At 71.1% G+C, this 23,706-nt stretch carries 21 protein-coding genes; 12 read left to right on the forward strand and 9 right to left on the reverse strand.

Translation table 11 applies throughout. The annotated features are described in order from the left end of the window. Positions 1–2: 2 nt before the first annotated feature. A complete protein-coding gene (locus tag RMN98_RS00950; RefSeq protein ID WP_309646928.1) occupies positions 3–686 on the forward strand; it encodes a PaaI family thioesterase in 684 nt (227 codons plus the stop codon). 35 nt (positions 687–721) lie between these two features. On the opposite strand, the gene RMN98_RS00955 is transcribed toward RMN98_RS00950, so the two are convergent. After that, positions 722–1,840 carry an alpha/beta fold hydrolase gene (locus RMN98_RS00955; RefSeq protein WP_309646929.1) on the reverse strand — a complete coding sequence of 373 codons (1,119 nt, stop codon included), beginning with the start codon at positions 1,838–1,840 and terminating at the stop codon, positions 722–724. A gap of 21 nt (positions 1,841–1,861) precedes the next feature. Then, positions 1,862–2,368: a MarR family transcriptional regulator gene (locus RMN98_RS00960; RefSeq protein WP_309646930.1), complete on the reverse strand. Its 507-nt coding sequence runs from the start codon at positions 2,366–2,368 to the stop codon at positions 1,862–1,864. Positions 2,369–2,457: 89 nt separating this feature from the next. Here RMN98_RS00960 and RMN98_RS00965 point away from each other — a divergent pair, with 89 nt between their 5' ends. The 5 genes from RMN98_RS00965 to RMN98_RS00985 all read left to right on the forward strand — a co-directional run bounded on the left by RMN98_RS00965 (position 2,458) and on the right by RMN98_RS00985 (position 8,088). After that, positions 2,458–2,967 (forward strand): VOC family protein, encoded by a 510-nt coding sequence (locus RMN98_RS00965; RefSeq protein WP_309646931.1) that lies wholly within the window; start codon positions 2,458–2,460, stop codon positions 2,965–2,967. Beyond that, entirely contained in the window at positions 2,964–3,614 is a 651-nt protein-coding gene (locus tag RMN98_RS00970; RefSeq protein ID WP_309646932.1) for a serine esterase, read from the forward strand. Before RMN98_RS00965 ends, RMN98_RS00970 begins: the two co-directional genes overlap by 4 nt. A gap of 53 nt (positions 3,615–3,667) precedes the next feature. Beyond that, positions 3,668–4,381 (forward strand): fumarylacetoacetate hydrolase family protein, encoded by a 714-nt coding sequence (locus RMN98_RS00975; protein WP_309646933.1) that lies wholly within the window; start codon positions 3,668–3,670, stop codon positions 4,379–4,381. Positions 4,382–4,470: 89 nt separating this feature from the next. Continuing rightward, entirely contained in the window at positions 4,471–4,626 is a 156-nt protein-coding gene (locus RMN98_RS00980; RefSeq protein ID WP_309646934.1) for a hypothetical protein, read from the forward strand. Between the two features lie 45 nt (positions 4,627–4,671). After that, positions 4,672–8,088 (forward strand): SpoIIE family protein phosphatase, encoded by a 3,417-nt coding sequence (locus RMN98_RS00985; protein ID WP_309646935.1) that lies wholly within the window; start codon positions 4,672–4,674, stop codon positions 8,086–8,088. A gap of 19 nt (positions 8,089–8,107) precedes the next feature. Here the strand turns inward: RMN98_RS00985 and RMN98_RS00990 are convergent, their stop codons facing one another. The 4 genes from RMN98_RS00990 to RMN98_RS01005 form a co-directional block, all read right to left on the reverse strand. Continuing rightward, positions 8,108–8,740 (reverse strand): 3-oxoacid CoA-transferase subunit B, encoded by a 633-nt coding sequence (locus RMN98_RS00990; protein ID WP_309646936.1) that lies wholly within the window; start codon positions 8,738–8,740, stop codon positions 8,108–8,110. Next, positions 8,737–9,393 (reverse strand): 3-oxoacid CoA-transferase subunit A, encoded by a 657-nt coding sequence (locus tag RMN98_RS00995; protein WP_309646937.1) that lies wholly within the window; start codon positions 9,391–9,393, stop codon positions 8,737–8,739. Before RMN98_RS00995 ends, RMN98_RS00990 begins: the two co-directional genes overlap by 4 nt. Further along, the gene (locus tag RMN98_RS01000; protein ID WP_309646938.1) at positions 9,390–10,568 is read right to left on the reverse strand and encodes a thiolase family protein; all 1,179 of its coding nucleotides are present in this window, start codon (positions 10,566–10,568) and stop codon (positions 9,390–9,392) included. The genes RMN98_RS00995 and RMN98_RS01000 overlap by 4 nt, the downstream gene beginning before the upstream one ends. 64 nt (positions 10,569–10,632) lie before the next feature. Then, positions 10,633–13,074, reverse strand: coding sequence for an excinuclease ABC subunit UvrA (locus RMN98_RS01005; RefSeq protein WP_309646939.1), 2,442 nt, complete (start codon positions 13,072–13,074; stop codon positions 10,633–10,635). Between the two features lie 177 nt (positions 13,075–13,251). On the opposite strand from RMN98_RS01005, the gene RMN98_RS01010 reads away from it, so the two are divergent. From RMN98_RS01010 to RMN98_RS01025, 4 genes are all read left to right on the forward strand, one after another. Next, entirely contained in the window at positions 13,252–13,731 is a 480-nt protein-coding gene (locus RMN98_RS01010) for a SigE family RNA polymerase sigma factor (RefSeq protein ID WP_309646940.1), read from the forward strand. Further along, complete coding sequence (locus RMN98_RS01015) at positions 13,728–14,909, forward strand: hypothetical protein (protein ID WP_309646941.1); 1,182 nt, start codon at positions 13,728–13,730, stop codon at positions 14,907–14,909. The genes RMN98_RS01010 and RMN98_RS01015 overlap by 4 nt, the downstream gene beginning before the upstream one ends. A gap of 172 nt (positions 14,910–15,081) precedes the next feature. Beyond that, positions 15,082–16,548, forward strand: coding sequence for a GDSL-type esterase/lipase family protein (locus RMN98_RS01020; RefSeq protein WP_309646942.1), 1,467 nt, complete (start codon positions 15,082–15,084; stop codon positions 16,546–16,548). Positions 16,549–16,553: 5 nt separating this feature from the next. Continuing rightward, complete coding sequence (locus RMN98_RS01025) at positions 16,554–18,989, forward strand: TIM-barrel domain-containing protein (RefSeq protein WP_309646943.1); 2,436 nt, start codon at positions 16,554–16,556, stop codon at positions 18,987–18,989. A 135-nt stretch (positions 18,990–19,124) separates the two neighbouring features. Here the strand turns inward: RMN98_RS01025 and RMN98_RS01030 are convergent, their stop codons facing one another. The 3 genes from RMN98_RS01030 to RMN98_RS01040 all read right to left on the reverse strand — a co-directional run bounded on the left by RMN98_RS01030 (position 19,125) and on the right by RMN98_RS01040 (position 20,539). After that, positions 19,125–19,808 carry a nucleotidyl transferase AbiEii/AbiGii toxin family protein gene (locus RMN98_RS01030; RefSeq protein WP_309646944.1) on the reverse strand — a complete coding sequence of 228 codons (684 nt, stop codon included), beginning with the start codon at positions 19,806–19,808 and terminating at the stop codon, positions 19,125–19,127. A 19-nt stretch (positions 19,809–19,827) separates the two neighbouring features. Then, positions 19,828–20,289 (reverse strand): helix-turn-helix domain-containing protein, encoded by a 462-nt coding sequence (locus RMN98_RS01035; protein ID WP_309646945.1) that lies wholly within the window; start codon positions 20,287–20,289, stop codon positions 19,828–19,830. Positions 20,290–20,413: 124 nt separating this feature from the next. Beyond that, on the reverse strand, positions 20,414–20,539 hold the full coding sequence (locus RMN98_RS01040; protein ID WP_309646946.1) for a hypothetical protein: 126 nt from the start codon (positions 20,537–20,539) through the stop codon (positions 20,414–20,416). Positions 20,540–20,852: 313 nt separating this feature from the next. On the opposite strand from RMN98_RS01040, the gene RMN98_RS01045 reads away from it, so the two are divergent. Further along, positions 20,853–21,344, forward strand: a complete 492-nt coding sequence (locus RMN98_RS01045) for a sigma-70 family RNA polymerase sigma factor (protein ID WP_309646947.1) — start codon at positions 20,853–20,855, stop codon at positions 21,342–21,344. Further along, the gene (locus tag RMN98_RS01050) at positions 21,334–22,932 is read left to right on the forward strand and encodes a PASTA domain-containing protein (RefSeq protein WP_309646948.1); all 1,599 of its coding nucleotides are present in this window, start codon (positions 21,334–21,336) and stop codon (positions 22,930–22,932) included. Before RMN98_RS01045 ends, RMN98_RS01050 begins: the two co-directional genes overlap by 11 nt. The last annotated feature ends 774 nt before the right edge of the window (positions 22,933–23,706 follow it).

Below are 23,706 nucleotides of genomic sequence, written 5' to 3' on the forward strand. Positions count from 1 at the left end.
CGGTGGCCGACCTGTCGATGTCCTCCTTCTCCTTCGAAGACCTGACCAACGACGAGGTGGACGCCGCGGAGGCGCTCTACGGCGGCCTCGCCGATGACGTACGACGCCTGCTGGACCTCACGATCCGTACCGGCGTCGACGCGGGGCAGGTCGCCCGGGCTCGCTCGCTGCTGCAGCAGGCCGCCGACGTCCTCGCCTCGGACGCGCCCGAAGGACCGGCCGGGATCCACTACAACGCCCACGGCCGCTCGTGGAACTGGGGCAACACCGTGGTGGGCCTGCGCAACGCCTTCGCCCCGCCGGTGCGGCTGGCGTGGGACGACGACGGCAGCGTCAGCTCGGCCGTGCACCTCGGAGCCGCCTACGAGGGCCCGCCGGGCAGCGTCCACGGCGGTGTGTCCGCCCTGCTGCTGGACCACCTGATGGGCGAGACCGCCAGCGCCGCGCACACCCGGGTGACGGTGACCGGCACCCTCACGTTGCGCTACGTGCAGCCGCTGCCGCTCGGCGCGGTGCGCATGGAGGCGGTGGTCACCGACGAGTCCGACCGCAAGATCACCGTCACCGCCACCATCCGCGAGGACCGTGACGACGCCACCCCGGCCGTGGAGGCGCACGGAGTCTTCATCATCCCTCGCTGGGCGCAGCAGCCCGAGACCCCGACGGGCATCGGCTCGCTCGACTGAGCGTCGCGGTCGCCCCGCCACCTCGGGCACGGCGGTCAGGCGTGCCCCTCCTCCACCACGGCCCGGGCGATGCGGAACACGGCGTTGACGTCAGGGACGCCGCCGGAGGCGGCCGCCTGGAGCAGGCACTCGCGGACCTCCTCGACCGTGAGGCCGTCCTCGCGAGTGGCGCGCAGGTGCACGGCGAGATCGTCGTGGCGCCCCTGCGCGGCCAAGGTGGTCAGGGTGACGAGCAGGCGACTGCGGCGGTCCAGCCCGGGACGGGTCCAGAGCGTGCCGGCAGCGTGCTCCGCGACCACCTCCTGGACCTCGTGCGCCAGGTCGTCGGCGGGGTCGACGGGCACCTCGCCCAGCACGTGCTGACGGATCAGCGCCGCGACCGCGGAGGGTGCTTCCGCCGGGGCGAGGTGGCCCACGTCGGGCAGGACCTCGAGGCGACCGTCGCGCACGCCCTCGGCGACCTCCCGGAGCAGGGCGGCAGGCGTGACGGCGTCCCGGTCACCTGCGACGGCGAGCACCGGCGCGCAGACCTCCCCCAACCTGTCACGCACGTCGAAGTCGGCCAGGGCCGCACACACCTGGACGTAGCCGTCGTCGACCGTGTCTCGCAACGCCCCGAGCAGACGCGATGCCACCGCCGGCTCGCGGTCCACGAAGCCGGGGGCGAACCAGCGCTCCGCCGAGCCCGGCACCATCACCTGCGTGCCGGACACGGCGACCTGCCCCACCCGACCGGCCCACATGGCCGCGTCGCCGATCTTCGCGCCCGTGCACAGCAGCACCGCGGAGTCCACCCGGTCCGGGGCGTCGAGAAGCAGCTGGAGACCGACGGCGCCGCCCACGGAGTCACCGGCGTAGGCGAAGGTCCCGCCGACCTCGTCGCGCTGGGCCAGGACGTCGTCGACGACCACCAGGACGCCCTGCGCCAGCTCGGCCATCGTGAAGCCCTCGTCACGCACGCCCCGGTTGTGCCCGTGGCCGGGGAGGTCCCACGCCAGCACGTCGAAACGGTCGGTCAGCCCGGCCGCGCAGGCCGACCACAGCGTCACCGCCGTGGTGCCCAGAGACGGACCCAGCACGAGCAGGGGCAGGTCGTGGCGGTGCGCGGCACCGGTCAGGCGGACCGCGGTGACGCTGGGGATCGTCGGGCTCACCGGTCCAGTGTCGCGGACACCTCAACCATCGTCCCGGCGCTCCCGGTCGGGGTCGTAGAGACCGCTGAGCCGACCCTCGGGATCGAGCCCGACCAGGAGCGCGTCCGTGACGTCGCGCAACGCCTTCACCTGCGTGGGGGTCAGCTGGTCCAGGACGCGCCGCCGGACGTTGTCGACGTGCCCGGGAGCAGCCTCCTCCACCGCTGCCACCCCCTCGGCCGTGAGCGTGGCGTTGGTGGCGCGGCCGTCCTCAGGGCACGGTGAGCGCCGCACCAGACCGCGATCCTCGAGCCGTCGTACGACGTGCGACAACCGCGGCAGCGTGGCGTTGGTGCGCTGCGCGAGCACCGTCATGCGCAGGACGCGGTCGGGCACCTCGGAGAGCATCGCGAGGACGTAGTACTCGAAGTGCGTGAGCCCCGATTCCGCGCGCAGCTGGGAGTCCAGCACCCCGGGGAGGAGCTCGACGACCGCCACCAGCCGCAGCCAGGCCTCGCGCTCGTCCTGGCTCAACCATCGCGGCTCCATGCGTCCACCCTAGGTCATAAGTTGACGGAACAACTATGTCGGTTAGGCTGTTGATTGAAGCAACAACTATCCTCAGGGAGAGGTCCCCCATGACCGTCAACGCCGTCCGCCTCAACCACGCCGTGCTCTTCGTCTCCGACCTCGAGCGCAGCATCACCTTCTACCAGCAGGCCTTCGACATGGTGGTCGTGGCGCGCGAGCCCCGCGCCGACGCCGCCTTCCTGCGCCTGCCCCGCTCGGGCAACCACCACGACCTCGGCCTCTTCGGCGTCGGCGCCCAGGCCCCGCGCCCGCGTGGTTCGCTCGGCCTCTACCACCTGGCGTGGCAGGTCGACACGATCGAGGAGCTCGAGCAGGCCCGCCTCACCCTCGCCGACCTCGACGCCCTGACCGGCGAGTCCAGCCACGGCGCGACCAAGAGCGTCTACGCCCACGACCCCGACGGCAACGAGTTCGAGGTGATGTGGATGCTCCCCCAGGCGAGCTGGGGCGACTACGCCGACGCCGCTCCCGTCGAGCGACTCGACCTGGCCGGCGAGGTACGCCGGTGGGCCGGCGTCCGCACGGCTGCCGAGCTGGTCCCGATGGAGGCGTCGTGACGACCGCGACCTACCCGGCGCCCGTCGTCGCGACGTACGGCTCCACGGACCCGGCCGCGCCCCTGGTGGTCCTGCTGCACGGCCGCGGCTCGGCGGAGCACGAGATCCTCGGGCTCGCCCAGCACCTGCCCGTCGGCCCGGCCTACGCCGCCGTGCGTGCTCCGATCGCCGAGGGCGGTGGCTACGCCTGGTTCGCCAACCGTGGCATCGGCCGGCCGGTCGCCGCGTCGCTCGAGAGCACGATGGCGTGGTTCAGAACCTGGCTCGACGACGTCGCCCCCGCAGGACGGCCGGTCGTGCTCGTCGGGTTCAGCGGTGGCGCGGCCTTCGCCGGCGGCCTGGTCCTGGACGACCCCGCTCGCTTCGCGGGCGCGGCGATCCTCTACGGCACGCTGCCCTTCGACGCCGGGGTCCCGACCGACGCGGGTCGCCTGGCCGACCTGCCGATCCTCGTGGCGCAGGGCGACGGCGACCACGTCATCCCACGCGAGCTCCTCGACCGCACCTGGGACTATCTCCTGGCCGAGTCCGCAGCGACGATGGCCACGTTGCGGCGACCCGGCGGGCACGGGATCGATGCCGAGACCGTGCATGCACTGGGCGAGTGGATCACCACCGGCTGGCTCGGCTCCACGGACGACCGATGAGGCCCGAGGACGCCGAAGCGACCCTGCGGTCCGCGCGCGGATCGCGCCGCGCCGTGACTCCCTTCACCGACGCCGACCCCGCCCTCGACGCGGCCTGGGGCTACGGCGTACAGGACCTGGACCGGCAGCAGCGCCTGACCGCCGGCGAGAGCGTCATCGGCACCAAGCTCGGACTCACCAGTGAGGCCAAGCAGCAGCGGATGAACGTCGCGGAGCCCATCGTCGGGTTCCTCACCGACGTCATGCGGGTCGACGAGCACTCGGTCGCCGCGTCCCTGGGTCGGTGGATCCAACCGCGGATCGAGCCGGAGATCGCCTTCGTGACCGGGCGCGACATCTCCGGACACCTGACCCTGGCCGAGGCCGCCCGAGCCGTCGAGGCGGTGACCGTCGCGGCCGAGATCATCGACTCGAGGTACGACGACTACCGCTTCCGGCTCCCCGACGTGGTCGCCGACAACACCAGCGCCGCCGGGCTGGTGGCGGGTCGGTCGGTCCGGCTCGACGACCTCGACGCCCTGGTCGACGTCCGGTGCGAGCTCGAGGTGGACGGCCAGGTCGTCCACGCGGCCACGGGGGCGGCCATCCTCGGCCACCCGCTCCACGCGATCGTCCACCTGGCCACGCACCTGGGCCAGCAGGGCCGGACCCTGCCGGCGGGCTCGCTGGTGCTGGCCGGGGCCCTCACCGACGCCGTCCCGCTGGTCGCCGGCAGCAGCTACGTGATCCGCATGGACAGGCTCGGAGCCCTGACGCTCCGACTGTGAGGGCTGTCCCCCCGTCCGCCAGCGCCGACGACGCCGGCCTCACCCGCAGGGGCGAGTAGCGTCGGGGCAGCGGCGGCGTTGTACCTCCCATGCCCGACATCCCCCTGACCTTCGCCCTCGTCTGGCTCATCCTGGGTCTGGCGGCGGTCACCGCCGTCCTCGTACGACGCCGTCTCAAGCGCAGCAGATCGCGCCGGGTGGCCGGCACGGGACAGCACCATCACGAGCACCCTCGGATCCACTAGCATCCCCGGGATCCATCCAGGGGTTCCAGACGTCAGGAGAGCTCGTTGTCCAGCTGGACGACCCGAGGCGTCGTGGCGCCTGCGCTCGCCGTCGCGTTCCTGGCGACGGCCCTGGTCATCGACTTCGTCGCGGACGTCCAGCTCACGGCCGCCTACGCCACGGCCGGGGTGATCGCCTCCATCAGCTGCCGGCCCGGACGCACGGCGGCCGTGGCTTGGCTATCCCTCACCGCGGCTTTCGTGTCGGGCGCCTGGCACGACACCCTCGGTGACACCGGCTGGGTGATCCGGCTCGTCAGCTGCCTGGTGGCCAGCGTGGCCTCGGTGGCCGCCGCCTACCTGGCCGACCAGTACCGCCGACGGATGCAGCACACCACCAGGCTCGCCCAGGACCTGCTCGATGCCCTCGCCGTCGAGCTGACGGGCGCCCGCACGGAGACCGAGGTCGCGGACGGCTTCCTCGGGAAGGCTGCCGGGCGGCTCGGAGCCGCGTCGGCGATGATCTTCGTGGTGGAGGAGGACGTGCTGCGGTCCGTCTCCTGGCTCGGACGCGGGGGGCCTCAGGCCGACGCCTACACCGAGATCCCGCTCGCCGCCGACCTTCCCGGGGCCGTTGCCGCCAGGTCGGGCCTGCCCCAGCACTACTCCGACCGGGCTGCGATCCTCGACGCCTTCCCGGCCCTTGCCGGCTACTACGAGGAGGAGCGCAGCCTCCACGTGCTCCCGCTGGTCGACGGGGACGCCTCCATCGGCCTGCTGGCGCTGACGTTCCCGCCGGGTGTCGTCGAGACGGCGGAGGAGCGGGGTCTCCTGGTCTCCCTCGCAGGCGCGCTGACGGCCGCCCTGACCCGCGCCCGGTCGCTCGCGCAGACCGATGCGGAGGTGCAGCGCACCGCGATCCTGAGCGAGGCGTCACGCACCCTCTCCCACAGCCTCGACTGGGACGAGACACTGGAGGAGGTGCATCGTCTCCTGGTCCCGCGGATGGCCGACTGGTGCTCCCTGCACCTGCTGCGCAACGGCGTGCTCGAGACGGCCGCCGTGTGGCACAGCGATCCCGACACCAGTGCCTGGGCCCAGGGCATGCGCGACGTGTTCCCGGTCGACATGACCTCACCGACCGGCGCGCCGGCCGTCGTACGGACCGGACAGCCGGAGCTCTACGCCTTCATCCCCGAGGAGCTCATCGAGGCCGCGGCGGTCAACGAGGAGCACGCGACGCTCCTGAAGCGACTCGGCCTGGTCAGCGCAGCTGTGGCTCCCCTGCGCAGCGGCGATAAGGTGATCGGCGCGCTGAGCCTGGCCTACGCGGAGTCCGGCCGTCACTACGGCCCCGAGGACACCGAGCTGCTGGTCGACCTCGCCGCACGCATCGCCTCGGCGCTGAGCAACGCCGACAGCTTCACCCGTCAGTCCCAGCGCCTGACCGAGGTCATGAAGGTGGCGGCAGCCGCGCAGCAGGCGATCCTGGCCCCGCCTCCCCCGCGGGTGGGGCCCTTCGCGCTCTCCGCGCGCTACGTGAGCGCGGTCGAGGAGGCGCAGATCGGCGGCGACCTCTACGAGGTCGTCGCCCTCCCGGACCGCGTGCGGGTGCTGATCGGCGACGTCCGAGGAAAGGGACTCGGAGCCGTGCGCACGGCGACCATCGTGCTGGGTGGGTTCCGCTCGGTCGCGGTGCTCGACATCCCCGTCGACGAGGTCGCGCGCCAGCTCGACAAGCACGTGCAGGTCTACCTCCACGACGAGGAGGACTTCGTCACGGCGGCGCTGATGGACATCCACCACGACGGGCGGTTCAGCCTGGTCCTGTGCGGGCACCCGCCGCCGGTCCTCGCCCGCGACAGCGCCTGGCGCGTCCTCGACGCGACGCCCACCGTGCCGCTCGGCCTGGGCTCGTCACCGAAGGCGTCCCACGGGTGCATGGTGCCCGGCGACCGGCTCATCCTGTTCACCGACGGCCTGCTGGAGGCTCGCCAGCCCGACGGCGCCTTCATCGACCCCGAGCCGCTCTGGGCGATGGTGGCCTCCCAGCCCTTCCCCCACCTGCTCGACTCACTGCTCGACGCGCTGCGCTACTGGACCGGCGAGCGCCTGCGCGACGACCTGGCGATGCTGTCGATCGAGTTCCAGCAGCCGGATGCAGACAGGGTCGCGCCCGAGGGGGCCGCGACGTCGCGCATCGCACGAGTCCTTCCACCCGACGGTGCCAGCGTCGGTCTCGCCCGCCGCCTGGTGCGCTCCCTCCTGCGGGAGACGTCCATGGAGACGGCGACCGACGACGCCGAGCTGGTGGTCAGCGAGCTGGTCACCAACGCCCTGGTCCACGCGGGCGGCGAGATCCACCTCACGCTCGCCCTCGACGGATCCGGTCTCCGGGTCGAGGTCGCCGACGACAGCGCCCACCCGCCCGTCCGCCGGGACTACTCGACGTCCTCGGGCACCGGTCGTGGCCTGCACCTGATCGAGAGCCTCGTGACGCGCTGGAGCACCTTCCGGCTCGGTCGGGGCAAGGTCGTCTGGGTCGAGATGGAGGACCCTCGTGGACTGCCGTTCGCCGGGGCCCGTGCACCCTTCCCGGTGCCCGAGCCCGCCGCCGAGGACGTCGCCCTCGTCGAGCTGCGCAACGTGCCGCTCCTCATGCACGCCGCGTGGCAGGAGCACGCCTCCGCGCTGCTGCGCGAGTACCTGCTGGTGCAGCTGGACGACGACCCGACCATCCTCGAGCGTCACGCCCAGGCCAGCGACGCGATGAACCTCCTGCACGAGCAGGTGCCGGTCCCCGACCTGGGGGCCGACCCGGACGCCGTGATGAGCAGCGCGCTCGAGCCCCACGTCTCCATCGCGAGCATGACCCTGCGCGTGCCGGGCAGGTCGGTCGCGCACTTCGCGGTGCTCGACGAGCTCGTCCGTGACGCCCTGCAGCTCGCCGCCTCCCTCCAGCTCCTCGTCCCCCCGACGCAGCCGGAGGTCCGGGCGATGTCGCACTGGTTGTGCCGCGAGGTGGTCCAGCAGTCCGGGACCGGCCGGGCACCACAGGCCTGGAGCTCCCCGGAGCCGCAGCAGGTCTCCGTCCCTGGTGCCTCGCAGATCCGGGTCGAGGGCTGGGACTCCTGCGAGGTGTCCGACTCACCGCAGGCCCTGCTCGCCACCAACGAGGCCAGCCTGATCGTCGCGGTCAGCCGCACGGCGCTCGCGACGCTCGGCTACGACCAGGAGGGCGACCTGGTCGGTCGCCCGGTCACCTGCATCGTCCCGTCGCGCTACCGGCAGGCCCACATCGCCGGCACCACGCTGCACGTCATCAACGGTCGCGACCCGTTGCTCGGCAAGGCGATCACGGTGCCCGTCGTGCTCGCCGACGGCCAGGAGGCGATGCGTGAGCTGACGGTGGTCTCCCGGTCGCTCGCCAACGGCAGGCGACTCTTCGTCGCCGAGTTCACCGCACTGCCCGACGAGTCGTGAGACCTCAGCGGTCGATCGTCTACCGCAGCGTCACGTCCAGTCGCCCGGTCAGCTCCTCGCGGGTGACGCCGAAGACCTCGATCAGCCGCACACCCTCGAGACCGACCTCGAAGGTGGCTACGTCGGTGTAGACCCGGCTCACGCACCCCAGCCCGGTCAACGGATAGGTGCACGACGGCACCAGCTTGGACGTGCCGTCCTTGGCGAAGAGCGTCATCATCACGAAGACCTGCTTGGCACCGATGGCGAGGTCCATGGCCCCGCCGACAGCGGGGATCGACCCCGGCGCGCCGGTGTCCCAGTTGGCCAGGTCACCGTGCTCCGAGACCTGGAAGGCGCCGAGCACGCACACGTCGAGGTGACCGCCCCGCATCATCGCGAAGGAGTCGGCCTGGTGGAAGTACGACGCCCCGGCCAGCTCGGTCACGGGGACCTTGCCGGCGTTGGTGAGGTCGGGATCGACGTCGTCGCCGTGGGCGGCGGGTCCCATGCCCAACATGCCGTTCTCGGTGTGCAGCACGACCCCCGAGCCCAGCGGGAGGTGGTCGGCGACGAGGGTGGGTTGGCCGATCCCGAGGTTGACGTAGGAGCCGGCGGGGATGTCCCGGGCGATCGCAGCAGCAATCTCGTCCTTGGTGCGCGCCGAGCTCATGCGACCACGACCCGGTCGACGTAGATGGAGGGCGTCACGACCCTCTCGGGGTGCAGCACACCGGTGTCGACGACCTCACCGACCTGCGCCACCACCATCGTCGCGGCCGTGGCCATGACCGGCCCGAAGTTGCGCGCGGTCTTGCGGTAGACGAGGTTGCCGAGCCGGTCGGCACGGTGCGCACCGATCAGCGCCACGTCACCGCGGATCGGCATCTCCAGGACGTAGGTGCGCCCGTCGATCTCGCGGGTCTCCTTGCCCTCGGCCAGCGGGGTGCCCACCCCGGTGGGGCAGAAGAACGCCCCGATCCCCGCGCCCGCAGCGCGCATCCGCTCGGCGAGGTTGCCCTGCGGGACCAGCTCGAGCTCGATGCGCCCGGCGCGGAAGAGCTCGTCGAAGACCCAGGAGTCAGCCTGTCGGGGGAAGGAGCAGACCACCTTGCGCACCCGCCCCCTCGCGAGCAGGGCGGCCAACCCGGTGTCGCCGTTGCCGGCGTTGTTGGAGACCACCGTCAGGTCGGTGGCGCCCTGGTCGATCAGGGCGTCGATCAGCGCGACCGGCATCCCGGCCAGGCCGAACCCACCGATCAGCACGGTGCTGCCGTCGGCGATGTCGGCGACCGCCTCGGCAGTGGTTTCGCAGACGGTGGTCATGCGTCGACGTTCTCGATCACGACGGCCAGCGCCTGGCCGACACCGATGCAGATGCCGGCCACTCCCCAGCGCTCGCCGCTCTCCCGGAGGCGATGGGCGAGCGTGCCGAGGATGCGGGTGCCGCTGGCCCCGAGCGGGTGTCCGATGGCGATGGCGCCACCCTTGGCGTTGACGATCTCCGGGTCGATCCTCCAGGCGTCGACACAGGCCAGCGACTGCACCGCGAAGGCCTCGTTGAGCTCGACGGCACCGACGTCGGCCCAGGTGATCCCGGCGCGGGCGAGCGCGTGGTTGGCCGCCTCGACGGGGGCGAAGCCGAAGTCCTGGGGGTCGAGAGCATGGACCCCACGACCGGCGATGCGGGCCAGCGGAGCGACGCCGAGGTCGACGCCCTCCCCCGCCAGGAGCACGGCCGCGGCGCCGTCGTTGAGCGGGGACGCGTTGGCCGGGGTGATGGTGCCGTCCTTGCGGAACGACGGCCTCAGCCCGGCGAGCTTCCCCGCGCTCGAGCCGGGCCGGATGCCCTCGTCGCGGGTCAGGTCGACGTCGGGGACGCCGACGACCAGGTCGTCGTAGAACCCCGCCTCCCAGGCTGCGTGGGCCAGGTTGTGCGACCGGGCGGCGAACGCGTCCTGCCGCTCGCGCGAGATCGAGAACCGCTCGGCCAGCATCTCGTTGGCCTCGCCCAGCGAGACCGTCCACTCCGCCGGCATCCGCTCGTTGACCAGCCGCCACCCCAGCGTCGTCGAGACCGCCGTGACGTTGCCGGCCGGGAACGCCCGCGACGGCTTCGGCAGCACCCACGGCGCCCGGGTCATCGACTCCACGCCCCCGGCGACGACGACGTCCGCGTCGCCCGACTCGATCGTGCGCGACGCGATCATGGCGGCGTCGAGCGACGAGCCGCAGAGCCGGTTCACCGTCGTCGCCGGCACCGACGTCGGCAACCCCGCGAGCAGCACCGCCATCCGGCCCACGTTGCGGTTGTCCTCCCCCGCACCGTTGGCGTTGCCCCACACCACGTCGCCGATCCGAGCCGGATCCAGGTCGGGCACCTGGGCCAGCACCCCGGACAACGCCACCGCGGCCAGGTCGTCGGGTCGGATGTCGGCCAGGGCTCCGCCGAAGCGGCCGAAGGGCGTGCGGGCGGCGGCGTGCAGGAAGGCAGCGGGCATGCCTCCAACCTAGGCCGTCTCGCGACCGCCCTCCCCGTGACGCCGACAACGCCCCGATGACTGCTCAGCCGAGCCGCCGCGCGAGGTAGGGCGCCGTCGCCCCGATGCCCGCGCTCGCGACCGCACGCGGTCTGCCGACGGCCACCACCTGGCCGCCGCGGTCGCCTCCGCCCGGTCCGAGGTCGATCATCCAGTCGGCGCCGGCGATGGTGTCGAGGTCGTGCTCGACGAGGACGACGGTGTCGCCCTCGTCGACCAGCCGGTGCAGCTGGCGCAGCAGCACGACGACGTCGGCGGGGTGCAGCCCGGACGTCGGCTCGTCGAGGAGGTAGAGGGTGTGGCCACGGCGGGCGCGCTGCAGCTCGGTCGCCAGCTTGATCCGCTGGGCCTCGCCACCGCTGAGCTCGGTCGCAGGCTGACCGAGCCGCAGGTAGCCCAGCCCCACCTCGCGCAGCGTCTCGAGGCTGCGCGAGGCCGCCGGGCTGTCCGCGAGGAAGCCGGCCGCGTCGTCGACGGTCATCGCGAGCACGTCGGCGATGCTGCACCCGCGGTAGGTCACCTCCAACGTCTGCTCGTCGTAGCGCGCGCCGTGGCACGTCGGGCACGGCGCATAGGTGCCGGGCAGGAAGAGCAGCTCGACCGCCACGAACCCCTCCCCCTGGCAGGTCTCGCAGCGTCCCTCCGCGGTGTTGAAGGAGAAGCGGCCGGCCGTGTAGCCACGGGCGCGCGCCTCGTCGGTCGCCGCGAAGAGCTTGCGGACGGCGTCGAAGAGCCCGGTGTACGTCGCCAGGTTGGACCGCGGCGTCCGGCCGATCGGGCGCTGGTCGACCCGCACCATCCGGTCGACGGCCTCGAGCCCGTCCGCCCGGGCCACCGGCACACCATCGGGCCCCCCGTCGGTCCCGACCGTCTCCGCGTCCTCTCCCTCGGGCAGCCCGAGGTGCTCGCGCACCAGCTCCGCGAGGACCTGGGTGACCAGGGTCGACTTGCCCGACCCCGACACCCCGGTCACGGCGGTCAGCACGCCGGTCGGGACCTCGACCGCGAGGTCGGTCAGGTTGTGGCGGGTCACGCCGCTGAGCCGCAGCCAGCCGCGCGGCTCCCGGGGCTCGCGCGCCTCGACCGGCCCATCGTCGAAGAGGTGTCGCGCCGTGACCGACTCCGCGACCTGCTCCAGCCCCGCGACGGGCCCGGAGTAGAGCACCCGGCCGCCACCCTCACCGGCGCCGGGACCGATGTCGACGACCCAGTCGGCTCGTCGTACGACGTCCATGTCGTGCTCCACGACGAAGAGCGAGTTGCCGGCGCCGACCAGCGCGTCGAGCACGGCGAGCAGCGGCTCGGCGTCGGCGGGGTGCAGCCCGGCTGAGGGCTCGTCGAGGACGTAGACCACGCCGAAGAGCCCGGAGCGCAGCTGGGTCGCGATCCGCAGGCGCTGGGCCTCGCCGGGCGAGAGGGTGGTCGAGCTCCTGCCCAGCGAGAGGTAGCCCAGGCCCAGGTCGAGAAGGACCTCGATGCGCGCGAGCAGGTCGGCGCACAGCCGCACCGTCACCTCGGTCTCCCCCTGGGTCGCGAAGGGGCGCAGCAGGTCGGCCACCTCGGCCAGCGACGTGGCGTTGACCGTGGCGATCGAGGCGCCGGCGAAGTGCACCGCGAGCGCCTCCGCCTGGAGGCCGGTGCCGTGGCACTCGCCGCAGGCAGCCTCCTGCACGAAGCGGAGCGCGCGGGTGCGCATCTGCTCGCTCTTGGAGTCGGCCAGCACGTGCAGCACGTGCTTGCGGGCGCTCCAGAACTTCCCGTAGTACCCGTGGTCGATGCGGTCCCGCTCCGGCTTGATCAGCACCGAGGGCTGCTCGTCGGTGAAGAGCAGCCAGTCGCGGTCCTTCTTTCGCAGCTTCTCGAAGGGCCGGTCGACGTCGATCCCGAGGCCCGTCACGATGCTGCGCAGGTTGGCCCCCTGCCACGCACCGGGCCACGCCGCGATCGCACCGTCGCGGATGCTCCTGGAGGGGTCGGGGACCATCAGGTCCTCGGTCACGTCGTGGACCTGGCCGAGGCCGTGGCAGCGGGGGCACGCGCCGGCCGCGGTGTTGGGCGAGACCGCCTCGGCCGCGAGGTGCCGGGCACCCTCGGGGTAGGTGCCCGAGCGGGAGTAGAGCATCCGCAGCAGGTTCGACAGCGTGGTGATCGTCCCGACCGTCGAGCGCGAGCTCGCCGCCCCGCGGCGCTGCTGGAGCGCCACGGCAGGTGGCAGGCCGGTGATCTCCTGCACGTGCGGGGCGTCGACCTGCTGCAGCAACCGCCGGGCGTAGGGCGCCACGGACTCGAAGTAGCGTCGCTGCGCCTCGGCGTACAAGGTGCCGAAGGCCAGCGAGGACTTGCCCGACCCGGAGACACCGGTGAAGGCCACCATGGCGTCGCGCGGCACGTCGACGTCGACGTTCCTCAGGTTGTGCTCGCTGGCACCACGCACGTGGACGAAGTGGTCGTTCGGGTCATGAGTCACCGGGTCCGTTACCCGCCGCCCTCCCGGTGAACCGTCCGCTGGGAGCGAGCGAGCATGAGAGGGTGCTGTCGGCGCCCGCCCGCGCTGCCGGGGCGGATCCGTCTGGATTCCGTGCAACCGTCGGCGGACGCGCTGCGTGTAAGGGGTGTGCCGCACACAGTGACGAAGGATGCATCGGTGGTGGCGTTCGACTCCTGGCTGGTCGCGCGCGAGCCGGCTCTCCAGCGACTCGCGCTGCTCCTGACCAACGACGAGCACGCCGCCCAGGACCTCGTGCAGATCACGCTGGCCAAGCTCTACCTCGCCTGGGACCGTCTGGACGACCGTGACCGCCTCGACGCCTACGCGCGCCGTATCCTGCTCAACGAGCACCGCACGGCGTGGCGGCGACCATGGCGACGCCGCGAGGTGGTCACCGACGAACCGCCGGAGGTCGGCCAGCCGGCGATCGAGTACGACGGAAGCCGCGAGGCCGTCTGGCGCTTCGTCGCATCCCTGCCCCCGCGGCAACGCGCCGTGATCGTGCTGCGCTACTACGAGGACCTCTCGGAGGCGGAGATCGCCGACGCCCTCAGCATCTCGCTCGGCACCGTGAAGTCCCAGGCGAGCCGGGCACTCGCCGCACTGCGCACCCGCCTTCCCGAGGAGATGTCATGACCCGGCCCGAGGACCTCCTCAGCGACGCCCTGCGCGAGCGGATCGAGCACTTCGAGACGCCCTCGACCCCGCTGAGTGACGTCGTCTCCACCGCGCGGCACCTGCGTCGTCGCCGCAACCTCCGCGTCGGTGTCGCGACCGCAGCCGCCGCCCTGGTGCTCGCGGCACCGTTCGTCGTCAACGCCTCACGGTCCAGCGACACCGGCAGCGGGCCGGTCGGCCCCTCGCAGGAGTCGACGGCGCCGGTGACGCTGGCTGATGTGGCCCTCGGAGCTCCCCCCGCCATCGCCTGGATCGACGGTCGCGACTACGTCGCCGCTGACGGCACCAGGACCAGGCTGCCCTTCGACGACGTCGTCCGCGTCGTGCCCTACCGCGACTCGCTCCTGGTGGTGCGCCGCGGAGACGGTCACGTCATCTGGCTCGACCACGAGGACGAGGCGCAGTGGTGCGGTCACGGCAGCCTGGCCCTCAGCCCGGACGGGGCCTCCACCGCCTTCGCGGTCAGCCCAGCGACCGCCGACTGCACGCGTGGCGGTGGCGAGATCACCCTCCACCTGGGACCGACCGGGCCCTCCTCGGCCGCCGACCGGACCCGGCCGATGCCGCTCCGGGACGCCGCCGTGGTCGGGATCCTCGGCGACGCGGTCGTCGCCAGCCCCTACAACGAGGGGCAGCCCGTGCTGCTCGCCCTCGACGGCACCACGACCACCCTCGACCCTCTCGCCAGGGTCACGGGCGTCAACGCACGCCTCGGTCTCGTCAGCGGGCTCCTCGCCGGCAGCCAGGACGCACCGCCCACCGGCGCGGTCCTCGACCCGACCACCGGGTCCGTGGCCTGGACGAAGCAGGGCTGGCAGCTGCGCGACTTCAGCCCGGGCGGGTCGTCGGTCGTCGGGGTGCGCTACAGGGCCCCCAACGCACCCGTGACGTGGGGCGTCTTCGACGCCGCCTCCGGCAGCCAGCTCCACGAGTTCACGACCCCCGCGGGCTTCGCCTTCTGGACTGCCGTGTGGGAGGACGACCAACACCTTCTCCTGGACACCACCCAGGGCGACACCCAGGCCATCGTGCGAGTCGCTCTCGACGGCACGATCCAGCTCGCGACCGAGCCCAGCCCGATCGACGCAGCCTCCCCGGACCGCCGCTACGCGCTGGCACCCAACGCCTTCCCGTGACGGACACCCCGTCTGGATCGCCGCAGCGAACGTGTGGGGAGCGGGCGAGTCCGTCCACGAGCAATGCCCAGACTAGCCGTAACTCCGAGTAACATGCACCGTTGCATGACACATGCGACCCCACCGGCTGACGCGCTCTCGACCACCATCGTCGCGGCCGAGGGGGCACGCCATGGCCAGACGGGCTCGCGCGACGGCGTTGGCGCTGCTCATGGCAGTGGCGCTGGTGGCTCCGGGTGCGGCGTCGGTCACCTGGCAGCCGGCCGCGGCGACCTCGACCCCGGACTCCGCGAATGCTGGCTGTGCGGGCAGACACTGGGTCGGCTCCTGGGCAGCAGCACCGAGCGACGGCGGCGTCAGTCGGCCGGCACTCGCCGAGCAGAGCCTGCGCATGATCGTGACGCCGCACCTGTCGGGCAGCCGCCTTCGGATCCGTCTGACCAACCGGTTCGGCAAGACCCCCATCACGCTGGGACCCGTGACCATCGCCAGGCAGAAGGACGGCCCGTCGGTCGTGGCAGGCTCACTGCGTCCGGTGACCTTCGACGGCCGACCCACCGTCACGATCCCGGCCGGCGAGGACGTCTTCAGCGACACCGTCTCGGCCCGACTCCGGTCCTTCTCGCCCACGGCCGTCACCGTGGTCGTTCCGGACGTCATCACCTCTCCGACCGAGCACTACATCACCCGCCAGACGAGCTACCTGTCGCCGGTCGGATCTGGAGACCACGCCGCCGACTCCGACGGAGGGGCCTTCACCGAGACATCGGGGGTCAACGGCGCCTCCACGGGGTGGTACTTCCTGGCCGGCATCGACGTGCGGGCGCCCCGAAGCACGGGGTCCATCGTGACGTTCGGCGATTCGATCACCGACGGCTTCCAAGGCAACTCCGACGTCGTCAGTGAAGACCTGGCGACCGTGGACAGGAACGTGCGGTACCCAGACTTCCTGCAGCGCCGGCTCGACCGACGGGGGATCACGCTCTCCGTGCTCAACGCGGGCATCGGAGGCAACCGCATCCTCGCCGACGGCCTGCAGTCACAGGGCGGTCCCAGTGCCCTGAAACGCTACGCCATCGATGCCCTCTCCCAGGCGGGCGTGACCGAGGTGGTGGTGGTCGAGGGCATCAACGACATCGGCCAAGGACACGCCGGGATGAACGACCTCCCCGTGACCTACAGCCTGGAGGGCGGTGTCACCGCCGAGCAGCTGATCGACGGATATCGCTGGTTGATCCGTCGAAGCCACCGAGCAGGAGTCCGCATCTCCTTGGGCACCATCGCTCCTTCCGGCGGCATGATCGTTCCGACGTACGGCAACGAGTCGGCCGACGACCTGCGGCGCGAGGTGAACCGGTGGATCCGTTTCCAGAACCTCTCCGACGGCGTCATCGACTTCGATGCGGCAGTGCGGGATCCTCACGACAGCAGCAGGATCAGGCCCCGGTACGACGGTGGCGATCGACTGCACTTCTCCCCGGCAGGCAACCGGGCCCTGGCGAGCGCCGTCACGTTGTCCAGGCTGACCCGCGCCACCTGCGGCGAGGGCAGCACGTCGCGCTCTCCGCAGCCGGCCCAGGCTCGGCGAGGTCCCGTCCAGCGAGATCGCCCCCGCGACGCCGTGGCGGACCTACAGTGAACGCCGTGCGCATCCTGATGGCCCTGGCCCTCGCCGCGACCCTGCTCATCGCCGGCCCGTCGGCCGAGGCGATGCCAGAGGCCCAGTCCCGGTCTCAAGCGCAGTCCCAGTCCCCAGCGCCGTCCCAGGGCCGCGCCGTGACCGACGGGCGCGCTCGCTTCCAGGTCATCACGCCCACCCTGATCCGGATGGAGTACGCCGCCAACGGCCGCTTCGAGAACACCCCGACCATGACCGTGCCGGACCGCTCGAGCGACGGCCTGGGCGCGGCGCCGCAGTTCACCACCGCAGTGGAGGGCGCCTGGCGGGTGATCCGGACCCGTCAGGTCGAGCTTCGCTGGCGGCGGGGTCGCGACTTCAGCGCCGGCAACCTCGTCCTCACCTTCCGCGACGGCAACCGGTCGCGGACCGTGCGCCCCCGTCCGGGCGCCGAGCACTCCTACCTCGGCGGATGGACACGCGGACTGGACCTCTCCACCGGGCGGGAGCCGCTCAACAACGGCATCCTCACGCGAGAGGGTTGGCACGTCGTCGACGACAGCGACACCGTGCTCCTGGTCGACCAGGAGCCCGGCTTCCGGGTCCGGCCGCAGCGCGACGGCACCTATCGGGACTGGTACGCCTTCGCCTACGGACACGACTTCCGTCGAGCCCTCGCCGACCTGCGCACGCTGACGGGTGCCGCTCCGCTGCTGCCTCGCAACGCGTTCGGCGTGTGGTTCTCGAAGTACTTCGCCTACACCGAGGCCGAGTTCCGCGCCCTCGTGAAGCGCTTCGAGCGGGAGCGGGTGCCGCTGGACACCCTCTCGCTCGACACCGACTTCAAGCGCCAGAACGACCCGGTCGGCTCGGCCGTGGCCACCCTCGCGGTGGGTCAGCCCGGCCGGGCGTTCGCCTGGAACGGGTGGGACTGGAACAGGGACCTGTTCTCCGACCCGGACACCTTCGTCGACTGGACGCAGCGTCGCGACATCGCCCTGATCGCCAACATCCACCCCTCGATCAGCAGCAACGACCCACAGTTCGAGGCCACGAACGAGGCCGCGGGCGGACTCGCGTCGAGCCAGGACTGCCGGCCCATCCAGGCCGACACCACCGGCGAGTGCCACGTGTTCGACTGGACCGACGCCCGGCAGCTCAAGGCCTACTTCGACCTCCACGACAAGCTCGCTGCCACCGGGATCGATGCGTTCTGGCTCGACTGGTGCTGTGAGGCCGAGGGCGCCGCGGAGGCCCCAGGGCTCAGCCCGGACACCTGGATCAACTCGCAGTACGCCGACTACAACCGGGGGCTGGGCAGCCGGTGGCCGGCGCCCTCGCGGATCGGCGGGGAGTACCTCAACGACGGCTCCTACGGCGACCGCAGCGTCGGCGCCGGGGGCACGGGCGCCCTGGCAGAGCACCGCAGCGCCATCCACTTCACCGGTGACACCTGCGCCACCTGGGAGATGTTGGCCTTCCAGGCCGAGCACACGGCGGCCGAGGCCGCGATCGGCATGCCCTACGTGACCCACGACATCGGCAGCTTCAACGGCGAGCCCCAGGCGGGACAGTGCAACGCTGTCGCTGCCGCACAGGCGGGGGCGCCGCTCTCCGACGACCTCTACGTCCGTTGGCTGCAGCTCGGCACCTTCCAACCTCTCGACCGGCTGCACTCCAACCACGGCAAGCGTCTCCCCTGGGAGTACGACGGCCAGACCCGCAGGGCCGCGACGACGGCCCTGCGGCTGCGCGGCGAGCTCGTTCCCTACACCTACACCGCGGCCCGTCGAGCAGTGGACACCGGTCTGCCGATGGCCGGGCCGCTGTACCTGAGCTGGCCCCGCCAGAAGCGCGCCTACCAGCACCCCACCCAGTTCACCTTCGGCCGCGACCTCGTGGTCGCGCCCGTGACGACACCGGGCACTCGCGCCTCGGTGCGGCTGTGGGTGCCGCCGGGGCAGTGGGTCGAGCGCACGACGGGCCGGCGCCTGCGTGGGCCCGCGGTCACGACCGTCAAGGTCGGGTTGAACCGCATCCCGGTCCTGGTGCGGGCCGGATCGGTGCTGCCAAGCCACCGCGTCGGAACGCGCGCGGGCCTGGCCCCCACGAGGCGGATGGTGCTCACCGCCTACCCGGGACCACGCGGTCGCGGTCAGCTCTACGACGATGCCGGCGCCGGCTTCGCCTACGAGCGGGGAGCCTTCACCCGCACCTCGTTCCACCAGCAGCGGAAGAACGGCACGGTGACCGTGCGGATCGGACGCGCCCGCGGCAGCTTCACGGGAGCCTTGCGGGTGCGCACCTGGGAGCTCCGCGTGCTCGCCGTCGACCGGCCCGCGAGTGTGCGGGTAGACGGACGCAAGGTCCGCACCTGGACCTACGACGCCAAGGCCCACTCGGTCCGCGTGCTGCTCGAGCGGGTGCCCAGCAGCCTCGGTGCGACGGTGCGGCTCAGGTGAACCTCGGCGCCGCCCAGGCCAACCAGTCGACCCAGTCGACGGCTACCGCATAGCCCAACGCATCGCCCGCGCCGCTGCGATCGGGTCTGCTCCACGATCAGGTGACTGTTTGTCTTGACGTGCACTACCGCTTGGTTACCCGAGACCTTCGACCTTCGCGCATCTCGCGGACAGGTGGCGGATGCTCTGCCAGACAACTGCTCGGGGCGCGTCCATCTTGAGTGCGCGGATGTATGCGTCAAGACGGTGCGGGCGTTCGTGGAGGTGGGCGACTGCGTTGTTGAGGCTCTCTCCGACCGTCTTGCCGTAGGCGTCGACTGCCTTCTGCGCGCCGGCCGTCAAGGCGGCGGTGTCGGGATCCATCATGGCCAGGTCGATGAGGTCGCGGCCGAAGGTCGAGGTGTCTGCCCAGCGGTCGTCGTTGGCAAGCAGCTTGCTTGCGACCTGGTCGGTTCGCGTCAGGACCCGTACGCCGCAGATCTCATCCGCCGGGGAGGGAGTATCGAGGTCGACGCGGCCTTCGTGAATGATCTCGAACTTGATCGCGACCCCCGCAACGAGCACCGAGGCCCTGATCCCGTAACCGTCGACGGAGGGTGTCCGACCGAGGTCCAGCTCGCGTGTGGCCAGAGCTTCGAGCCCATGGTCCCTCACGATCTGGCGCAGCTTTCGGTAGGACTGCTGGTCAGAGACCAGGAAGTCGACATCGACCGATTCACGGAACTCACCGTTGGCGAGGACGATCGCGGTGCCGCCGCCGAACCAGCAGTTGTGCTCGGCCAGGAGCGGTGCGTCGAGCATCGACAGCACCTCGGCCACCCGTTGGTGGTGCAACCGCCTAAACAAGGAGCCTCCCGTTGCTGTAGGTGTCCGCGAGGTGCTGGATGAACGCCTTCTCGTTATCGGTGAGCGCCTCCTGGTTGAGGTGTCGCCAGCCGCGTTCGTAGAGGTTGAGTGCCTCAGTCTCGGTGATCGTCGTGCCGGCGTCGGTCTGCCAGGCCAGCGTGCGCAGGCCGGGATAGTCGCCGACCGCGATCATCACCGGCTCTGCTGCCGGCGTGTCGAGGATCGGGACAACGAGGTGGAGCCCGAGTGCGGCCGCGACATTGCTGTAGGCGCCGATCGTGACCGAGGGGTTGCCTGCCTCGATCCGGTGCATGGTCACGCGCGAGACGCCAGCAGCTTCAGCGCAGGCGACTACCGTGACACCGAGGGCCTTGCGGCGCTCGCGCAGGCGGGCCCCGAGGCGTTCAAGGTCTTCCTGTTGTTGAGGACTCGTATACGGACTAGCAGCTGGCATGTATCTCATTTTAGTCATTTGGCATCAAACGTCAATAATGAGAGACAGGTCTGCGTGTCAGCGTCGGGTTCGCACCCACGACTCGCGGTGATCTCAGTGGAGGATTGACGGCTGACTGCTGTCATCAACCGATGCGGTCGTCGACGCACTGGTCGAACTGGTCGTCGCTCTTGAGGATGTTGTCGATGTAGCCGTCGAGGGTGCACTGCACGGTCGCCTGGGCGAGGGCCGCCGTCAAGGCCCTCGACATCCCCGTCGTCGCCTCCGGCGGCATCGCCACCAACGAGGCCCCGTGGCCGCCCTGGCGCTGGGTGCCGTCGCGGTCAACATGGGCACCCGCTTCGTCGCCACCGACGAGGCCCCGACGGAGAGCGCGCCGCTCGTCTGCGCGAAGGCGGCCGATCCCACCGGGTCCGTCCCGGGCATCGTCATCGATCCGCCGAGGGGCACGAGTCCTTCTGGGACGCGAGCCCGGAAATATCTGCGAGTCGCAGTGGACGTGGTCGCCTTGTTGGGTCTGTATAGAGCCATGAAGTTCATTCCGCCCGCGGCGAGGTGCGTCGATGACCGAGCCGGATGACCAAGAGTTCTCCGACTTCTTTCGCTGCGAATTCGGGCGGACGGTGCGGACGGCGTACTTGATTCTGCATGACCAGCAGTTGGCCGAGGACGTGGCGCAGGACGCCTTCGGCCAGCTTTACCGGAACTGGGCGAAGGTCCGGAACTACGACAGTCCACAGGCGTGGTTGCGACGCATCTCGATCCGGATGGCGGTCCGAGTAGCCCGCCGGGAGGGATCCCGCCGCGCACTGACCCGTGGTCAGTCGCCGCACTCCTTACCACCGGAGCGCGATCTGGACCTCGCGGCCGCGCTGCGCGCCCTCCCGGCGCAGCAGCGCGCGGCAGTGGCGCTGCACTACTACGAGGACCAGTCGGCCGCGGAGATCGGCGCACTTCTGGGCTGCTCAGCATCGACTGTGCGCACCCATTTGTTGCGAGCCCGCGCGCGGCTCATCGAACTGCTGGCGGATGAGGAGGTCGACCATGCTGAGTGAGGACCGAGTTCGCGCCGAGTTGCACAGGATCGCGAACGGCATCGAGGTCAACACCGATGCGCACCTGGCAGCCGCCATCGCGCGGACGGGCGGTATGAGTCGTGCCAGGACCTCGCGCGTGGGCGGATCACGCCGTCGGCGATACCTGGCGCCCCTGGCGGCCGCTGCGGCCGTAGCCGGTTTGGTCGTGGCGGGGACCGCCCTGACCGGCATCCTCCCTGGTGGCGAACCCGAGGCCGACAAGCCCGCTCCCGTCGTCCTAGCCGGGACGCCGGACGGCACCGTGCCGTCTGTCTTCGGGCACACCCGGGAGTCGGCCAGCGGCCTGCTCCGGGAGCTCGGGCTCGACGTCCGCTACGGCAAGGAGATCAACTGTGACCCCGCGGGTCGGCCGGTGGGGACCGAGCCGGTCGCGGGGACCCCGTTGTCGCCTGGCGAGACCGTCACGGTGCTGTTGTCGTACCAGGGCGCGACCACTGACTGCTTTGCTGATCTTCGGGAGCCCTGGCGGTTCCTCGACTTCGCTACCGGCCGCGGCCCATCCCCCCGTTTCGCCGACGAAGTGGGGCTGTTTGTGGACGGTGTGCGAACCGGGACGCTGTCCGGAGCCGACGCGGCTCGCGGTGATTGGGGAGCAAACTCGGCGCTGAGCATCCTCGGCCGAGGCAGCGAGCAGGTGCTACGCGTCGGCGACTCCTACCTGATGCCGCAGCTTCAGGTCACCGCGGGTACTCCGCCCGACACATGGTGTGGAATCGGGCGGCCGCGAGACGTTGCAGATCGTGAGGCGCTCACTCTCACCATCGACTTCGCGGACGTCACCGCACAGCCGCGCTGCCCCGCCAAGGTTGCGCTGTATGAGACTGCCGGAGCGATCGACGCCGTGGTCGCCTGGTCCGAGAGTGCCCGCGGAAGCGAGCTGGAACCGATCCCCGACGTAGTCGGCCTCTCTCTGACTGAGGCGCGGGACCGAGTCACGGCTGCCGGCTACCCCGCCCGGATCGAGAAACAGGAAGCTTGTCACCCGCGCCGCGGAGTGGTGGAGCAGGCGCCGATCCAGCAGGACCTTGAGGAGGACCGCGAGGACGACCCAGGCTGGCGTGGGCCGGTCACGCTCGTTGTGGAGGTCCCACACACGACACGCGATTGCGCCGGTCTCGATGCGGCTGCGAGCGCTTTCCTGCGTTTCGCCCGCGGCGGACCGCCTCCGACCTGGGCACCCGAGGTCCAGCAGTTGCTCGGCTACGCGCCGTGGGCCACGGTCACCGCGGCCGCCGCCAACGACCCGGCCTCGTGGTCGCTCTGTTCCGGAGTCACGCCGCAGGACTGTGAGGTGTCGCCTTTGGTCGTCGCCGGACGCGATGGTGAAGTCGAGACCGGTGAGTTCAGCGATGTGACCCGCTTCCCCCAGGGCGACACGTGCGAACTCATCGATCTCGGCGGACTCCCCAACGGCCTCCCTGTCGAGAAGCAGATCGTGCTCTACCCAGTCGAGCTGACGTCCTGCGACGACGACTGGTCGGTCTGGTTATGGATCGATGACGAGGGACGAATCACCACCGTCAACCTGCTCGTGCCAGAACGTTGAGCCTGACAACACGCGGCGCGCCCATGAACGCGTTGGTGTCCGGCAGGTCGAAAAGGGCAGGCGGCTCCCTGAGCCATGCTCATGCATCTACGCCGTCCCACCTGACCATCGGCACGCGGTGATCGGAAGTTGCGGTTACCGTCGGCGCATCAGCGCTGCAGCTGCCATCGCCATCAGGAAGCCGAGTCCTCCCCCGACGGCAGCGGAAAGGGCGATGACGATCAGTGCGCCCACGAGGCAGACCATGACCGTCTGCCGAGAGCTCAGCTGCTGCCGAGCGCTCAGTTGCTGCCGCGAGCGTGCGAGCGGCGCACCCGGGCGGCCACAGTGAGGGCAAGCCAGGGCCGACGTTGAGACGTCGTTCGAGCAATCGGGACAAAGCATGAGCGGCACACGGAGAGGCTCCGTCTCGAACATCTCGCCTGTGCCAGGTTCGCGGGAGCGACCTTAAGACAATCACCGGCGTCCGCAGCCCAGGGAGTTTCTGTTGGCCCTCTGTTGACTTCGGCCCTTCCCGACCCCATGACGAAGGCCCCCGCCCTGCATCGCTGCAGGTCAGGGGCCAACTGGTGAGCCGCCTGTCATGTGCTGGCTCAGGACATAGGCAACACATGTCTCAGGACATAGGAAACACCGTCTGCTCCTGGAGGTGGCCTGATGCTCGGTCGTGTCGAAAGCCAGGCTGGTCATCACCGCCGTCGAGATCGAAGGCCTCACCCAGGCCCAAGCCGCCCGCAAGTACGGAGTGAGCCCGGGCTGGGTCAGCAAGCTCCT

Source organism: Nocardioides sp. (assembly GCF_031397825.1).
GTDB lineage: Bacteria > Actinomycetota > Actinomycetes > Propionibacteriales > Nocardioidaceae > Nocardioides.

Excerpts from the sequence above, each read along its gene's own strand:
- RMN98_RS00960 (WP_309646930.1), bottom strand. The coding sequence starts at position 2,368 with ATGGAGCCGCGATGGTTGAGCCAGGACGAGCGCGAGGCCTGGCTGCGG.
- RMN98_RS00965 (WP_309646931.1), top strand. The coding sequence starts at position 2,458 with ATGACCGTCAACGCCGTCCGCCTCAACCACGCCGTGCTCTTCGTCTCC.
- RMN98_RS00980 (WP_309646934.1), top strand. The coding sequence starts at position 4,471 with ATGCCCGACATCCCCCTGACCTTCGCCCTCGTCTGGCTCATCCTGGGT.
- RMN98_RS00990 (WP_309646936.1), bottom strand. The coding sequence starts at position 8,740 with ATGAGCTCGGCGCGCACCAAGGACGAGATTGCTGCTGCGATCGCCCGG.
- RMN98_RS00995 (WP_309646937.1), bottom strand. The coding sequence starts at position 9,393 with ATGACCACCGTCTGCGAAACCACTGCCGAGGCGGTCGCCGACATCGCC.
- RMN98_RS01000 (WP_309646938.1), bottom strand. The coding sequence starts at position 10,568 with ATGCCCGCTGCCTTCCTGCACGCCGCCGCCCGCACGCCCTTCGGCCGC.
- RMN98_RS01015 (WP_309646941.1), top strand. The coding sequence starts at position 13,728 with ATGACCCGGCCCGAGGACCTCCTCAGCGACGCCCTGCGCGAGCGGATC.
- RMN98_RS01020 (WP_309646942.1), top strand. The coding sequence starts at position 15,082 with ATGGCCAGACGGGCTCGCGCGACGGCGTTGGCGCTGCTCATGGCAGTG.
- RMN98_RS01035 (WP_309646945.1), bottom strand. The coding sequence starts at position 20,289 with ATGCCAGCTGCTAGTCCGTATACGAGTCCTCAACAACAGGAAGACCTT.
- RMN98_RS01040 (WP_309646946.1), bottom strand. The coding sequence starts at position 20,539 with ATGTCGAGGGCCTTGACGGCGGCCCTCGCCCAGGCGACCGTGCAGTGC.
- RMN98_RS01045 (WP_309646947.1), top strand. The coding sequence starts at position 20,853 with ATGACCGAGCCGGATGACCAAGAGTTCTCCGACTTCTTTCGCTGCGAA.
- RMN98_RS01050 (WP_309646948.1), top strand. The coding sequence starts at position 21,334 with ATGCTGAGTGAGGACCGAGTTCGCGCCGAGTTGCACAGGATCGCGAAC.